The organism is Nonlabens tegetincola (genome assembly GCF_002954355.1).
Classification (GTDB): Bacteria; Bacteroidota; Bacteroidia; order Flavobacteriales; family Flavobacteriaceae; genus Nonlabens; species Nonlabens tegetincola.
The window spans coordinates 277,062-292,868 of the sequence record NZ_MQVV01000017.1; the positions used below are offsets into that span (position 1 = coordinate 277,062).

General features: G+C 35.5%; 18 protein-coding genes. 4 read left to right on the forward strand and 14 right to left on the reverse strand.

Annotation, left to right across the window (positions count from 1 at the left end):
• Window positions 1–33: 33 nt before the first annotated feature.
• The 4 genes from rplT to thrS all read right to left on the reverse strand — a co-directional run bounded on the left by rplT (window position 34) and on the right by thrS (window position 3,317).
• The gene (gene rplT, locus BST93_RS12865; RefSeq protein ID WP_042277677.1) at window positions 34–378 is read right to left on the reverse strand and encodes a 50S ribosomal protein L20; all 345 of its coding nucleotides are present in this window, start codon (window positions 376–378) and stop codon (window positions 34–36) included.
• Window positions 379–476: 98 nt separating this feature from the next.
• Window positions 477–674 (reverse strand): 50S ribosomal protein L35, encoded by a 198-nt coding sequence (gene rpmI / locus BST93_RS12870; protein WP_042277675.1) that lies wholly within the window; start codon window positions 672–674, stop codon window positions 477–479.
• A 128-nt stretch (window positions 675–802) separates the two neighbouring features.
• Window positions 803–1,312: a translation initiation factor IF-3 gene (gene infC, locus BST93_RS12875; RefSeq protein ID WP_082586947.1), complete on the reverse strand. Its 510-nt coding sequence runs from the start codon at window positions 1,310–1,312 to the stop codon at window positions 803–805.
• A gap of 58 nt (window positions 1,313–1,370) precedes the next feature.
• Window positions 1,371–3,317, reverse strand: a complete 1,947-nt coding sequence (thrS, locus tag BST93_RS12880; protein ID WP_085775115.1) for a threonine--tRNA ligase — start codon at window positions 3,315–3,317, stop codon at window positions 1,371–1,373.
• A gap of 264 nt (window positions 3,318–3,581) precedes the next feature.
• Here thrS and BST93_RS12885 point away from each other — a divergent pair, with 264 nt between their 5' ends.
• The 3 genes from BST93_RS12885 to BST93_RS12895 all read left to right on the forward strand — a co-directional run bounded on the left by BST93_RS12885 (window position 3,582) and on the right by BST93_RS12895 (window position 5,528).
• Window positions 3,582–4,646 (forward strand): hypothetical protein, encoded by a 1,065-nt coding sequence (locus tag BST93_RS12885; RefSeq protein ID WP_105019485.1) that lies wholly within the window; start codon window positions 3,582–3,584, stop codon window positions 4,644–4,646.
• A gap of 68 nt (window positions 4,647–4,714) precedes the next feature.
• Complete coding sequence (locus BST93_RS12890) at window positions 4,715–5,077, forward strand: hypothetical protein (RefSeq protein WP_105019486.1); 363 nt, start codon at window positions 4,715–4,717, stop codon at window positions 5,075–5,077.
• A 46-nt stretch (window positions 5,078–5,123) separates the two neighbouring features.
• Window positions 5,124–5,528, forward strand: coding sequence for a hypothetical protein (locus BST93_RS12895; protein WP_105019487.1), 405 nt, complete (start codon window positions 5,124–5,126; stop codon window positions 5,526–5,528).
• Window positions 5,529–5,752: 224 nt separating this feature from the next.
• Here the strand turns inward: BST93_RS12895 and BST93_RS12900 are convergent, their stop codons facing one another.
• Window positions 5,753–6,250, reverse strand: coding sequence for a GNAT family N-acetyltransferase (locus BST93_RS12900; RefSeq protein ID WP_105019488.1), 498 nt, complete (start codon window positions 6,248–6,250; stop codon window positions 5,753–5,755).
• Between the two features lie 9 nt (window positions 6,251–6,259).
• Window positions 6,260–7,564, reverse strand: coding sequence for a 30S ribosomal protein S12 methylthiotransferase RimO (rimO, locus tag BST93_RS12905; protein WP_105019489.1), 1,305 nt, complete (start codon window positions 7,562–7,564; stop codon window positions 6,260–6,262).
• Between the two features lie 91 nt (window positions 7,565–7,655).
• On the opposite strand from rimO, the gene BST93_RS12910 reads away from it, so the two are divergent.
• Window positions 7,656–8,540: a carboxypeptidase-like regulatory domain-containing protein gene (locus BST93_RS12910; RefSeq protein ID WP_105019490.1), complete on the forward strand. Its 885-nt coding sequence runs from the start codon at window positions 7,656–7,658 to the stop codon at window positions 8,538–8,540.
• Here the strand turns inward: BST93_RS12910 and BST93_RS12915 are convergent.
• From BST93_RS12915 to BST93_RS12950, 8 genes are all read right to left on the reverse strand, one after another.
• Window positions 8,537–9,145: a DUF1684 domain-containing protein gene (locus BST93_RS12915; protein WP_105019491.1), complete on the reverse strand. Its 609-nt coding sequence runs from the start codon at window positions 9,143–9,145 to the stop codon at window positions 8,537–8,539. The genes BST93_RS12910 and BST93_RS12915 overlap by 4 nt on opposite strands.
• Window positions 9,146–9,153: 8 nt before the next feature.
• Window positions 9,154–9,483, reverse strand: coding sequence for a hypothetical protein (locus tag BST93_RS12920; RefSeq protein ID WP_105019492.1), 330 nt, complete (start codon window positions 9,481–9,483; stop codon window positions 9,154–9,156).
• Between the two features lie 9 nt (window positions 9,484–9,492).
• Window positions 9,493–11,091: an amidase family protein gene (locus BST93_RS12925; protein ID WP_105019493.1), complete on the reverse strand. Its 1,599-nt coding sequence runs from the start codon at window positions 11,089–11,091 to the stop codon at window positions 9,493–9,495.
• Window positions 11,092–11,149: 58 nt separating this feature from the next.
• On the reverse strand, window positions 11,150–12,106 hold the full coding sequence (ftsY, locus tag BST93_RS12930) for a signal recognition particle-docking protein FtsY (RefSeq protein ID WP_105019494.1): 957 nt from the start codon (window positions 12,104–12,106) through the stop codon (window positions 11,150–11,152).
• A gap of 98 nt (window positions 12,107–12,204) precedes the next feature.
• Window positions 12,205–12,801: an acyltransferase gene (locus BST93_RS12935; protein WP_105019495.1), complete on the reverse strand. Its 597-nt coding sequence runs from the start codon at window positions 12,799–12,801 to the stop codon at window positions 12,205–12,207.
• Entirely contained in the window at window positions 12,798–14,009 is a 1,212-nt protein-coding gene (locus BST93_RS12940; protein WP_105019496.1) for a S41 family peptidase, read from the reverse strand. The genes BST93_RS12935 and BST93_RS12940 overlap by 4 nt, the downstream gene beginning before the upstream one ends.
• An 11-nt stretch (window positions 14,010–14,020) precedes the next feature.
• Window positions 14,021–14,773, reverse strand: a complete 753-nt coding sequence (locus tag BST93_RS12945; RefSeq protein WP_105019497.1) for an enoyl-CoA hydratase/isomerase family protein — start codon at window positions 14,771–14,773, stop codon at window positions 14,021–14,023.
• A gap of 123 nt (window positions 14,774–14,896) precedes the next feature.
• On the reverse strand, window positions 14,897–15,757 hold the full coding sequence (locus BST93_RS12950; protein WP_105019498.1) for an OmpA/MotB family protein: 861 nt from the start codon (window positions 15,755–15,757) through the stop codon (window positions 14,897–14,899).
• Window positions 15,758–15,807 lie beyond the last annotated feature (50 nt).

Sequence of the window (15,807 nt, forward strand, 5' to 3'; positions counted from 1 at the left end):
GGGATTTAATTTGATGCGAGAGGTGGTTACACCCTATTTTACTTTTTCCACGATAGCTTTAAAAGCCTCTGGATTATTCATTGCTAGGTCTGCAAGAACCTTACGATTAAGTTCTATATCGTTTTTCTTTACAGCACCCATAAATTGAGAATAACTCATTCCATGTAAACGAGCACCTGCATTGATACGAGTGATCCATAAACGACGGAAAGTTCTCTTTTTATTTCTTCTATCACGGTAAGAGTAAGACATTGCTTTCTCAACCGCATTCTTTGCTACTGTCCAAACGTTTTTACGACGTCCGAAGTAACCTTTTGCCTGCTTAAGGACTTTTTTTCTACGAGCTCTACGAGCTACAGCATTTACTGATCTAGGCATAATTTTAATTTTTTAATAGTAGGCGACTGTTTGAACAGCACTTTTAAAAGCCTAACTATTGGGTTTTTATTAATTAATAAACCATCAAGGTCTACAGCTTACTTAAGATTAAGTTGTAACTTGATATTGTTTTCATCACTCTTGTGCACAAGTGTATCGTGAGTAAGAGCTAACTTTCTTTTCTTGCTTTTCTTTGTCAGGATGTGACTTTTAAAAGCGTGCTTTCTTTTGATCTTTCCAGTACCAGTAAGCTTAAAACGCTTCTTTGCACTAGATTTAGTTTTCATTTTAGGCATAATTTCCTTTTTTAATTTCTCGCATTTCCACTTAAAAAACGACCATAAAAAAACAGCCCTCTTTTAAGAGGACTGCAAAAATATTATTTTTCCTTGAATTATTAATGCGATCAAGCAAAAAGTTCGTCTTATTTTTTCTTAGGAGCGATAAACATATTCATACGTTTACCTTCCATTTTAGGCATTTGTTCTACTTTACCTAGATCTTCAAGATCTTGAGCAAGTCTAAGCAACAATATTTCACCTTGATCTTTATAGATTATAGAACGTCCTTTAAAGAAAACATAGGCCTTTAATTTAGCTCCTTCTTTCAAAAACTTCTCGGCGTGTTTTTTCTTGAACTCATAATCGTGATCATCTGTATTAGGACCGAAACGTATTTCCTTAATAACCACCTTACTTGCGTTTGCCTTCATGGCTTTTTCACGCTTCTTTTGTTCATAAACAAATTTCTTGTAGTCAAGAATTTTAACTACTGGCGGTTCTGCGTTAGGAGAAATCTCAACAAGATCTAGTTCTTGCTCGCGCGCTTCTTTCAATGCGTCACGGGTGTCCATTACTCTAGGTTCACCTTGACCTACTAATCTAACTTTTCTTGCACGAATTTTCTCATTAATTGCGTGCTTATCTTCTTTAATAATTCGAGCCGGTCCGCGGCTTCTGCGTCTACGTATTGCTATGGCTATATAATTTTAATTAAACTTCAAATTTTTTCATGGTAGCATCGATTTCTTCTTGTATCGCTTTCGCGAAAGCGGAAACATCCATACTACCTAAATCGTCTCCACCATGTTTACGTACAGAAATAGTGCCATTCTTTTCTTCTTGTTCCCCAACAATGATCATGTAAGGGATTTTATTCATTTCGGCCTCACGGATTTTTTTACCCATGGTCTCTGCACGATTATCAACAATAGTGCGAATTTCGTAATTTCCTAGAGAATCTGCTACCTTTTTTGCATAATTTTCATATTTCTCACTGAGAGACAGTATAGTACATTGCTCTGGCATGAGCCATAATGGGAAGTTACCACCTGTATGCTCTAGTAAAATTGCGATAAAGCGTTCCATTGATCCAAACGGCGCACGGTGGATCATAACCGGTCGATGTGACTCATTGTCAGCTCCTTTATAAGACAGATCAAATCTTTCTGGCAAATTGTAATCAACTTGTATAGTTCCTAACTGCCAGCTACGACCTAGAGCATCTTTTACCATAAAATCAAGTTTAGGACCATAGAAAGCAGCTTCACCTTCTTCAATGACATAATCTAAACCTTTATCTCGTGCCGCGCTGATGATCGCGTTTTCTGCAATTTCCCAGTTATTGACGTCGCCTATATATTTTTCTGGTTTTTGCGGATCTCTTACACTCACTTGCGCGGTGAAATTTTCAAATCCTAATGAACCAAAAACGTATAATACTAAATCTATAACTGCTTTAAACTCTTCATCTAGTTGTTCTGGCATACAAAAAATGTGAGCGTCATCTTGAGTAAATCCACGTACTCGAGTAAGACCATGTAGCTCACCACTTTGCTCATAACGATAAACAGTCCCAAACTCAGCAAAGCGTTTTGGTAAATCTCGGTATGACCATTGTGTACTTTTATAAATCTCACAATGATGAGGGCAGTTCATCGGTTTAAGAAGAAACTCTTCATCATCAGCTGGTGTAGTAATAGGCTGAAAACTATCTTCACCATATTTAGCATAATGTCCTGACGTTACGTATAATTCTTTTGAGCCTATATGAGGACTTACCACCATTTCATAACCAGCTTTCTTTTGAGCTGCTTTTAGGAAGTTCTCTAATCGCTCACGTAATGCAGCACCTTTTGGCAACCATAAAGGAAGACCTTGACCTACTCGCTGTGAGAAAGTAAATAACTGTAATTCCTTACCTAATTTCCTATGGTCACGTTTTTTTGCTTCTTCAAGTAATTCTAGATATTCTTTAAGGTCCTTTTGTTTAGGAAAAGAAATACCATAAACTCTCGTAAGTTGTGTATTATTTTCATCACCACGCCAGTATGCACCAGCAATAGACATGACTTTAACAGCTTTAATTATTCCTGTATTAGGAATGTGACCACCGCGACACAAATCAGTAAATGAATCGTGATCACAAAAGGTAATCGTCCCGTCCTCAAGGTTTTCTATAAGTTCTACCTTATACTCGTTATTTTGTTTTTTGTAGAAATCTAGAGCATCTTCTTTTGAAACACTGCGCATTTCAAACTCATGTTTACCTCGAGCGATTTCCAACATTTTAGCCTCAATTTTTGGAATATCACTTTCAGAAATACTATGCTCTTTAAAGTCTATATCGTAGTAAAATCCATTATCTATAGCTGGCCCTATTGTTAAACTCACTCCAGGAAACAATTCTTCAATAGCCTGAGCCATAACATGTGAGGTTGAATGCCAAAAGGCTTCTTTACCTTCCTTATCTTTAAAAGTGTAAAGAATTAGATCTCCATCTTCGGTAAGCTGTGTTTTTGTTTCTACTTTTTTCCCATTGTAGCTAGCACTAATAACATTGCGCGCTAATCCTTGAGAAATACTCATTGCGACATCCATAGGTGTTGAGCCGCTCTCCATTTGTTTGATACTACCGTCTGGTAATGTAATATTAATCATAAGTACAAAATATGAATAAACAAAAGTAATCTTTTAAGCCTATTAACAAAGCATACATGGATTAAACTTATGGTTAATTAAGAAGTTGGAAAAATAGATTATTATTGACTTGAAAGTTTATGAACAACCATTTATAACTCTGGAGATTTAAATCTATTAGATAAAAGTCATTTTTATTAGATAAACTTTCTCAACTACAACAAATTAGCTATTGGAAAGCCTGTCATTTTTTATGTAACTTTAACCACTTATAATCAACCTCTCATGAAAGCATTATTAGGGAAATGTAAGTGGGCACTTTTTTTATCATGTTTCTTATTTCATTGCAACCTTTATTCTGCGAGCAATGAATCAAAAAACGTTTCTGAATTGATCTATAAAATAGATAAAAGTACCGATCGTGTAACCTTATTTGAGTTAATCAAAAAACTTAAGAAAGAACACAATATCTCTGCAAGAATCACATCCTATAAGCGTACAAGTGGAACAACTACTGAACTAGGCCTATACTTTAGTGATAAATTGAATAATGAAAAATCATTCAATTTATCAAGTCAAAACGGTATAGCAGACATATGTATTAAGATAGACAGTAAAAAGGATGAACTGTTAACTGCAGGAACTTGCAATCCACCAATAAAAGAGCCTACAATCCAAATAGATCAAAATACCTCAACAGCTTCAAACCATACATCTACTGAGTCAACAAGCATAAGAACTAAACAAGAACTTAAACAACAAGCAGCTCGAGACCGAGCAAGTATTGCAAGAGAGAAAAAGAAAGCAGCAATCCTTAAAAGGCAAGAGGAAATGCAAGAGCGTTTACAAGAGCAAAGAATTAAAAAGAACGAATTAGATTCCATTGCTGCTGCAAAAAAATTGAATCGCCTCAAAAAGGTCGAAAACGAAAAACTAGAACGTAAAAAAGAACTGGAAGCAGCAAGATTAAATAAAATCAATAACGATAAAGAACTTCTCAAACAGCAAATTGAGGCAATAAAAAATAAAAACTTAATCGAGCAAAGAAGACTGGATTCTATAAGAAAAGAAAGAGAAAAACTACAACGACAAAGCGAATTGAGAGATCAAAAGATTAAAGAAACTAAAGAAACAATTGCCGCTATTAAAGAAAGTAGAAAAGAAGCTTTCAGAACCGAAAAAGAAAGGTTACAAAAAGAAGAAGAAATGCGTAGAGAACTGGTTCAAATAAAGCAAGACAGTGCCGCAATACAACGAGACCAAATTGCGCAACTTAAACTTACTCAAGAAGAAAAGCTAGCATTAATTGAAGAAGAAAAAGAAAAGCACAAGCCATACAAAACAAATTAAAAGAACAAGAACTTAAAAAAGAGTTAGAAAGAATTCAACGAGAAAGAGACCTAAGCGAGCAAGCACTTATGGAGATTGACAAAAGCTATGAAGAAAGAATGGTTGGTCTAGAAAAACTACAAGAACTAGTTGTAGAAAATAAGGATGAGGTTGTAACTCAAAAAGTTGATGAAAATAAAATAGCACTTTCCGAAGGCACACTAATCATTAATGGCGATCAAAGCTTTTATCGCAGTTATAAAAACCGAACCGACATTTATAACTCTCTGGGTAAGGTAATCTTATCACTAGAAAAAAGTATTACAAAAAATTCGCATTCTGGTTCTATAAACATTAAGGGCCAACCTATTAAATGGCAATTAAAAAACTCCATTCTTATTTTGAAAAATAATTCTGGTGAATTAGTAAATCCAGACGGTAGTATTTATTAGAGTTTGGTCTAAAATTTGATGTCATTTCACGATATCAAATAAGAATATGAAAAAGCTGCTGTTAATTTTAATTTTAGCTATTACTACAGTCTCGTGTAACATCATAAACGATTGCGACATTTGGGGTGCAAAACCGCAACTAAATGATACAAAACTTTCAACAGGCGTTGTAGATTCATATTACGAAGACAGTTTGAATGCCGAAATTGATAATAACCCTAACGACAACGGCTATTACTACTATTTTACCGTTCATCATTTACCTGCTGGAATGGATTACGAAGTTTACGGAAGAGAGTTGGTCCTTTTTGGCACTCCATCACAACCTGGACGCTATTCTATTGAGGTTGAACTATACGTAGAACCTGAGTTTTGGGACGAATCGTATGAAGGTGATGGATTGTGTACAGATACTACAAGCAAATACTACAGTCTTGAAATCAAATCATAGGACATTTATACCTGAAATAAGGAAATAATAACCTATAACTAAGGTAGATCATAATAGAACTTTGTAATGTATTTTAAAAGCAAAAACATTATGAAATTCTATGAGACTTCAATTTTCAGATTAATTAATTTCTTTACTCAAAATAAAACCATCGGCCCTAAAGTTCTTAACCGTTTAAAATATTGTGAACAGGAAAAAGTCCATGATTTTTATTGTAAGAGCAATTAAAGGTGTTTTTCAAATAATTGATTAGTAGAGTGTGGCATGTGGACTGTTCCCACTGGCTTAAATCCCATACCTTTATAATAAGAACATAGTTTTTCATTGTTAGCTAGACAATCCAACCTAAGCACACCTATTCTATGACTAGCAGCCATTTTTTCTATAGCTTTCATCAATTTAACACCTATACGATTTCCCGTAAAATCTGGATGAATCACCAACGAATGAATATAGAATGCGGCGATATCTTGTTTTCCCCAATAAGGAATGTCCTCCTTCATTAATCGGTACATCCCTACTAGAATTGAATGAGAATAGACTAAGGTAAATTCGGCAGCATTAACTCCTTGTTGCACCCATTGAAGTTTATCCTCTGGTGGTTGTAACCAATAGCTCCATTGATCAACACCTGATTCTTTGAGGTGACGTGCCGCTTTTTGTAACAATTCGACCACAACTGGAAAGTCAGATGATTGAGCCGTTACAAATTTAAGTTCCATGATTTATTTTTAAGACATAGGCTCTCCATAAAGGTCAAAGTCTTGAGCAGCCGTAATTTTCACATTAACAAAACTACCTACAGACAAATAATGATCTGCAGCCTCAATGAGTACCTCATTATCAACATCTGGACTATCAAACTCGGTACGACCTACGAAATAATTACCTCGTTTACGATCAATCATGACCTTAAAAACTTGACCTATCTTTTCTTGATTAAGTTCCCACGAAATTTGAGATTGAATTTCCATAATTTCATTGGCTCTTTCCTGTTTAACCTCTTCAGGTACATCATCCTCTAATTGATAAGCATGTGTATTTTCTTCATGAGAATAGGTAAAACAGCCTAGTCGTTCAAATCTTTGTTCTTTTACCCAATCCTTCAACAGCTGAAAATCCTCTTCTGTCTCTCCTGGATAACCTACTATTAAAGTAGTTCTAATTGCCATATTGGGTACGCTTTCGCGAAAGCGTGACAACAACGCATTAGTCTTCTCATAAGTAGTACCACGACGCATGGACTTCAACAGCTTTGTAGAAATGTGTTGAAGTGGAATGTCTAAATAAAAACAAACTTTAGGTTCTTGATTCATAACGTCAAGAACATCCATAGGAAAACCTGTAGGAAAGGCGTAATGAAGGCGAATCCACTCGATACCATCTACTTTTACCAAAGCGCGTAAAAGGTCTGCCAGTTTGCGCTCTTTGTATAAATCAAGGCCGTAATAAGTTAGATCTTGAGCAATTAGAATGAGTTCTTTAACACCCGATGCAGCTAGCTTTTCTGCCTCGATTACCAAATTCTCAATTGGTGTACTTCTATGCTTACCTCTCATTAAAGGAATAGCACAAAAAGAACATGGTCTATCGCAACCTTCGGCAATTTTAAAATAGGCGTAGTTTTTTGGTGTAGTAGTCACTCGCTCTCCTATAAGCTCGTGTTTATAGTCTGCACCAAGTGCTTTGAGAAGTGATGGAAGTTCAGTTGTACCAAAATATTGATCAACATCTGGTATTTCCTTTTCTAGATCTGGTTTATATCTTTCTGACAAACATCCAGAGACAAATACCTGATCGACCTCACCACGATTTTTACGCTCAACAAAATCAAGTATGGTATTAACAGATTCTTCTTTGGCATTATCAATAAAACCACAAGTATTAATTACCACTACATTACCTTCTTCTTCGTGAACGACATCCTTTCCACTCGCTTTAAGTTGCCCCATTAAAACCTCACTATCGTAAACGTTTTTGGAACATCCTAATGTTACAACATTAATCCTATTTTTCTTTCTTGACTTTGTTCTCATATCGGCTGCAAAAATACGATGAAGTAATGGATATGTTGTTAAAGTAAATTATAGGATAAAATTGTTGTTATTTAGTTATCTTTAATAATATATGCGGTATCTTCTTCTCACTTTTCTATTGCTAATATTTACTGGTATAACAACTGCACAAAATCGAACTGTAAGCGGTGTAATAAGTGATCCTGATGGCCCGATAGGTGGTGCAATCATAACTGTAAAAGGAACAGAAAGATATAGTACGACAAATTTTGATGGATTTTACTCCATCATGGTCAATGATGGCGATGTTTTGGTTTTTAGTTATGTAGGTTATGAGAGTCAAGAGGTTAAAGTAGGGTTATTGAATATTATAAACGTAATATTAATTAGCAGCTCTGAAGAAATAGTGATAGAATGTGGATTGTATCGCACCAATCAAAAAATTAGTTTATTTAAACTAATTAATAACGAATTAATTGGAGTCTCCTACCAGGATTATTATCAATTCATTCCAAAAGTAAACTTTGGTATGTCCTTGGGTAGTGATTTTGAAAATGGACTCTTTATAAATGGGTTTATTAGTACTTATATAAAAACATCTTCAAGAACCGATCCTTACTATCAGTTTATTGATTTAGACTCAAAATTATTCCGTAATGAATCTTTACAATTCAATTACCACAGTCTAACCCTAGGGTTTCCGAAGAATTCATCTATATTCAAAAACCACAGCTTATATATAAGATTACCCTATGTGGATTACTCAAATAATCTTAATAATTTTAAAGAGGTTGGAGTTGGAGTTGGTTTGGCTGGAGAATTGTTTTTAGGTATCGGACACTATACAAACTACGATTACTTTAAAAGTACTAACATATTTTCTACTCAATTTTCAAGAAGTATCAAAATCGGAGAAGAATATTTTACCGCAATCATTAACTACCAGCACCTTGAACGATTTGAGGAGTTTACAATTGGTCTAGGATATCTATTTTAAAACCTTTTCTTTTTCAAAATTCCCTTTTTCACTCCTGCCTGTAGTTTGGTGTTTAAATGGTTTTCTTTAGGCGGAATAGGACAAGAATATCCATACCTATAGGCGCAATAGGGATTGTACGTATTGTTAAAATTGAGAACAACCTTTTTCTTTAATGGAGCTCTTAATTCCAAGTACCTTCCAACCTCATAGGTTTCATCACCATTAGTTTGATCAGTAAAATAAAGAGACAAAAAATTGTGATATTCAGGATGATTGCGATATTGTGGCCCATACATGACTAGCAACCTATAACTCTCTCCTTTTAAATTAAAATCTAAATAACCGTACTTTTCATAATCACTTACTTGATTCATTGTTGTGGTTACTTGAATGGTGGAATCGTCGTCAACAGGAGTGAAATTTGCCTCAACTACATATTCCGGGTCGTAAGGGTAGTATTTCAACGCAACAAATTCCTTTTTATCATCCTGTGATAATGGTGATTTATCACCAGATTTAAAAATTGCATTTTGCTTTTTTCTAAATTCAATAGTTTGTTGTCTATAATCAGGTGATTGAGAAAACAGACATAGGAATCCTATAAATATTAGTATATGTTTCATAGAATTAATCAAAAAGTGGCGTAAACCCAATTTGCAATTTCTTGATACGCAAATCTACAAGCTAGAATTACCGCAATAAGAAATAATGTAACCACCCAAGATTGTTTCTTAAGCCATAAAGTTACCACACTAATAAGTAAAACAACAGCGTGAATTGCAGCTATAAAATATACTGGTGTGTATAAGTTATCTGGCATGAGTACGTTGGACTCTCTTTCGCCCGTTAAAAAAGGAACTATGGAAGTAATTATATAAAATGCAGCGTAAAAAGCTACTATTTTGGTAGTTATATTTAATCCTTTTGGAGTAAATAAAACAGATTGATTTTCTTGACTCATATATTTCAATTAATAACCTTTGGGCGCTTGTCTATGGTTGGTTGCTTTTTCATAAGCTGCTGCCCACTTGAACAACAAGGCATCCTCTTCGGTAGGTGCAATAAATGTTAAACCGTATGGTTGTCCTGAGTCGTCATATCCCATAGAAACTGTCATGGCAGGAAAAAATGCTACAGCTGCTTGTGCCGCAGTGTAATTATTAATGGAAAGAAAACCATCGAGGTTGTTTTTTCTTGTATAATAATAAAAATAATCTTGAGTTGCCGTGGTAAGCTTTCTTTTAAGGCTTTGCAAATCCTCTTCACTCATTAAATCTTTTTTGATCATATTGTCGAATAAGCGTTGACCATAAGGCATGGTTTTCACCGAGTCGATTTTATTAAAATTCACTAAGCGTTCTAAATCATATCCACGATACGATTGGTTTGCATATCCCGTAAAATAGTTAGGCAAATCCCGTTTCATATCCTGATCAAGTAAGCTTATAAAACCGTCTAATGAAACATCCTTTTCTTCTAGAATCACTACAGTTGCCCCTAAACTCTCTATATCCTTAATAGCCTGTGAAAACAATGAGTTCTCTTGAAAGCCAGCAAAAACACCAAAACGTTTTCCTTTTAAACTAGATTCATATAATCCAGCGATTTCCTTTTTAGATATTACTTCTACATTTTGAGTCATAGCATTAAGTAGGATTGCATTGTCCATGACATTCTTGGCCATAGGACCGGCAGTATCTAAATAACTAGAAATAGGTACAATACCGCTTCCGCTTAGTGTTCCTACTGTAGGTTTGTATCCCACGAGCGCGTGTTGCGAGGATGGTGATAATATACTTCCTGCCGTTTCAGAGCCTATTGCAACCGCTGCAAAATTTGCAGCAACGCTAGCGCCACTACCACTACTTGATCCACCTGTATCAAATTTTCTAGGCCCATATGGATTTAATGTTTGTCCACCAACGGCGCTCCAACCACTAGGACAATCACCGCAAAAGTAATAGGCCCATTCACTCAGGTTTGCTTTACCTAGAATAACCGCACCTTCTTCCTTAAGTCTTGTAATAATTTTTGCATCTCGTGCGTCATTTTCAAGCAATGCAACTGCACCAGCTGTAGTGGCAATTCCCGATACATTGATGTTATCCTTAACTAGAACAGGAATACCCCACATACTATATTGAATATCTAGCGCGGTTCCTTTATCCTTTAATTGAGAGTCTGCCTTTTTTGCTTGCTCGATAGCCTCAGGATTAATTCGGATTACGGAATTGATCGCTTTTTTATTAAGACGGTCGTACTCGTAAATACGACTTAAATAATACAGTGTAAGTTGTTCATAGGTAAACTTTCCTTCTGCGATGGCAGTATGAATTTCAGGAATTGATTTTTCAAGGACGTATGGACCTATTAATGTTGAGGACTTCTTTCCTATCTCGCTTTCGCGAAAGCGTAATACCTCATCCAGTACACCTTCAAACACGTCTTGTTTTGAAATATACTGGCTATCAATTACCTTGAATTCTCTGAAATCATCTTTTTTCTTGCTTACATCAGTGGATTGACACGCTGCAAGCACAGCCAAAAAGAAAATTGAAAAATACCTCATCTTTGAAAATTTGCTTAAAAATAGCAAACTATCGATAAACAAGATATTTTGAATGTAGTTACTGTTTAAAGAAGCTATCTACAAACTCAACTTTATTGAAGACTTGTAAATCATCCATGCCTTCACCTACACCTATATAGCGCACGGGTATTTGAAATTGATCTGAAATACCTATTACCACACCACCTTTTGCAGTACCATCTAACTTAGTAACAGCAAGTGAAGTAACCTCGGTAGCAGCGGTGAATTGTTTTGCCTGCTCAAAAGCATTTTGACCGGTTGACCCGTCCAAGACGAGCATGACGTCGTGAGGCGCATTAGGCAGCACCTTTTGCATAACTCGTTTAATTTTACTGAGCTCGTTCATCAGGTTGACCTTATTGTGCAGTCGTCCAGCGGTATCTAGTAAAACCACATCAGCATTTTGAGCTACGGCACTTTGTAGGGTATCAAAAGCAACACTGGCAGGATCACTACCCATCGCTTGTTTTACAATCTCTACTCCTACTCTATTTGCCCAAATATCTAATTGATCGACTGCAGCAGCTCTAAATGTATCTCCTGCTCCTAGTACGACCTTTTTACCTTTTTGTTTAAACTGGTGTGCCAGTTTTCCAATTGTAGTGGTTTTTCCTACACCATTAACTCCAACAATCATGATAACATATGGACCATCAGTGTTTGGAATAGTGAAGTCTGTGGCATCACCATAATTGACCTCGCTCATTAATCCAGCGATTTCTTCTCGCAGGATTGAATTAAGTTCTGAGGTGCCTAGGTACTTATCTCTAGCTACTCGTTCTTCAATACGATCAATTATTTTTACCGTAGTCGCCACGCCTACATCACTAGATATAAGTACATCTTCTAGATCATCTAGAACATCCTCATCTACCTTTGATTTACCTGCAACGGCTTTACCTAATTTATCAAAGAAACTGGATTTTGATTTCTCAAGACCTTTGTCTAAAGTTTCTTTTTTTTCTTTATTGAATATCTTTTTGAAAAAACTCATTAGTAGCTAATTGGTAAATGCAAAGTTACACAAGTATATAGAGTTAATAAGTGCTTCTTTTTAGGAATTATAGAATAGCCAGTATGGCTGATTTAGCATTATGATTTTTTAATCTCCTGAAGTGTTTTATAAAAGTCCTCTTGAACAGGTCTATTTTTAGGTAATTCTCTTAAAGGTTCCACTTGTCCCATCGTATCGTGACAATCATTTGGCAATTGCTGGTACAATCTAGTTCCTGCTGTTTTCCAATCTATCATTTGATCACTAACGTCTTTGATTTTTTTTGCAGGATTACCGACAATCAAACTACGCGGTTCAAAAATAGATTCTGCCTTTACAAAGCTCATAGCTCCTACTATACATTCATCGCCTATGACAGCATCATCCATGATGACACTATTCATCCCTATTAAACAATTACGACCTAAATTAGCTCCATGAATGACCGCGCCGTGTCCTACATGTGCGCTTTCGCGAAAGCGGATACTTTTACCAGGAAACATGTGCACCGTACAATTTTCTTGTACGTTAACACCATCTTCCAAAATGATTTCACCCCAGTCACCACGTATTACCGCACTAGGGCCTACGTAACAATTTTTACCTATGATAACATTGCCTATGACAGTTGCTTGAGGATGAACAAAACTACTCTCGTGTATGACAGGAATGTGACCTTTAAAAGAATAAATCATTGATTTTCTATATACTTTAAGGTCTGTTCTATCCAGTCCTCGTTGTTATTAAGTGACACGTCAACAGGCACTCCTCTACTTTCAAATTCATAAAACTCATTGAATTTTAGGTCGGACAAATAAAATGAATAACAATTATCGCCTATTATAATTAAATCTCCATAATTCAAACCATAAGCAATTACTCCCATGGACCTGTCACCTAATACTGTACCATTTTTTAATTCACCTATGAAATGAGTTGTTTGTTCTGCATTGCTTCCAGACTTACCGTTTACAAGAACATATATATTGTTGCGTTTTGCATACTTTTTGATGGCCTTTCTCAATGGTTTACCTATTTGATCTGTACCACCACCATTATTGCGCAAATCGATGATAAGGTGATTTACTTCTAAATTTGGAAAAATATCATCTATAAACTTATTTGCTACTGCTACATTATCATTGGCCCAACTGAACGTAGCAATACGCATATAACCAACCTTTTTATTTAAAGGTTTGTAATAAAAAAGGCTATCACTTTCTGGTGCATTATAATGGTATGGCTGTGTTTTATCTTTATAAATACCGTAGAAAACGAATCTCCCGTTAACTACTCTTTCTGCTCTAGAGCTTGCAAACAGTGAAAAATCGGATTTTATAAAGGATATCCTAAACTTATCTCCCAGAGAAGGAATTAATTCAAAAAATTGCATACCTGGTTCCCAATGGTCCATTTGGGTTTTTAATAATATTCCTAGGTATTTATCTTGATCTTTCACAACCCCAAAGGTGGAACCTTCACTATAATATACGCCTTCAATATCTTCAAATGGCTTCTGGTTGAGCTCAGTTTTAAGAGCATTTAAATCACCTTGATAGCGCGGAAGATTTTTGTAAAAAATAGAATTCTTAATGTTTATGGTATCAGAAATTCCAGTACCACGTACTCTACTATGTTCATCTCTTATTACATCTTTTAAATCTGTAATTTTTATGAAACATTCCCAGTGAGTAGTATTTGAATCAACTTCTGCTAATAGAACATTTAACTTAGCTGTATAAGCTTCCTCGACCTTTCTATCCTTTGTCTGTTGTTTATAAGAAATGGTTTGTTTGTATTTTTCTGCAAACTCATTCAGCGATGTTTTACAATCACAGTTTTGAGCCTTACCGCTCAGGATAGCCGTAAAAACGAAAAGAAAAGAAAGGTAAATTGCCCTCATTACCAAATTATTTACTTAAACCTTTTTAATGTTTCTTTTGTAAATTCACTCAATACCAATCGCCCAGAGATTTTAGCTCTTTCAATCAATAAAGTATCCCAGTCTTCACAACCTGTCCAAAACATTTTTTTCATTTCGGCCATGGCATCTGGATTATAAGTCGCTAGATGTTGCGCAAATTTTAGCACTGCCTCATCCATCTCTTCAGTAGATTCATAAACATGAGCAAATAAACCGTTATCTTTTGCCCATTGCGGTGAATAGAATTCATTAGCATTAATAGCAATCTGGCTCATACCGGTTAAACCTAATTTACGCTCTACTGCTGGCCCTACTACAAAAGGACCTATACCTATATTAAGTTCACTTAGTTTTATAGCAGCATATTGAGTGGCAAAACAATAATCGGTAGCAGCAGCTACTCCTACTCCACCACCAACAGTTTTCCCTTGTACACGCCCAATGATGAATTTGGGACATTTTCGCATGGCGTTAATTACATTAGCAAAACCACTAAAAAATTCCAGACCTTGCTCCTTATTTTCAATTGCAACCAATTCTTTAAAACTGGCACCTGCACAAAACGTTCTCGCTCCACCAGACTTCAAAATAATCACTTTGGTTTCTTCATCTTTACCTGCGTCTTCTATTGATTGTGCAAGATTTGCAAGCACATCACTAGGTAATGAATTGTGTGCTGGGTGAAAAAACTCAATAGTTGTAATCCCATTATCAGTTTGAGATGTTACGTAAGGTGCGGTCATAATTTTCAATACTTTATTTGTAATTCAAATCTAAGATTTCTTTGGCGTTTTTATAAAGATATAACCATAAAAAAGCCTCTTGTTTACACAAGAGGCATAACATTTTCTGTTATTGTTAAACGATTAGTCGTTAGTTCTATCTACTGCCGCTACTTCACTTTCTAATAAAGCAAAAAATTTGTCTAGATTAGGCATAATTACGATTTGTGTACGTCTATTTTTAGCCATGTTTTCTCTACTATCATTTGCTACTACTGGATCATAACTTCCTCGACCTGCAACAATTAATTGATCAGGCGAAACATTAAATTTGTTTTCTAATCTTCTTACAATTGATGCGCTACGCTCGGTACTCAGGTCCCAATTGTCTTTAATATAACTTCCTTCTTTTACTGTTCTACTATCTGTATGACCAACTATAAGAACTTCTAACGATGGCTCACTGTTCACTACTTGTGCAATTCGATTTAAAATACCATCTGCATCTTTACCTATTCTGTAACTACTGTCTTTGAATAACATGTCGTCATCAATATCTATCATTACAACGGTTTCATCAACCGATACATTTAAATCTGAATTTTCAGGTAGCCCAGAAAGCTTTTTGGACATGTTGTGAGCAATAGCGACATTAAGAGAATCTTTTAAAGTGGTTGCTCCGGCTAGTTTTGCCGCTGGCACATCTTTCAAAGTTGCCCTCATCGCTTTTTTGTTGTTTTCAGACATAACTAGATCACCGTTATCCTGTGAAACTAACATCCCATCCTTCTCTGTTTTGAGAGAAGCAATCTTGGCATTGTATCGATCCACTCGCATTTCTATTTCATTCATGCGATTTTCTAATTGTTCTTTTTCAACTCGTGTTTTTTGAAGTTGAGATACAGTGGTGTTGTACTGTGATTCTAGCTCGGTGTATTTCTTTTTTGAAACACAGCTCGTTGTTAACAGAACTACTCCTGTAGCAATAAAAATTTTCTTGATCATAACTTATTTATTTGATAGCAACATAATGTGATGATCAAACGAATAGTATA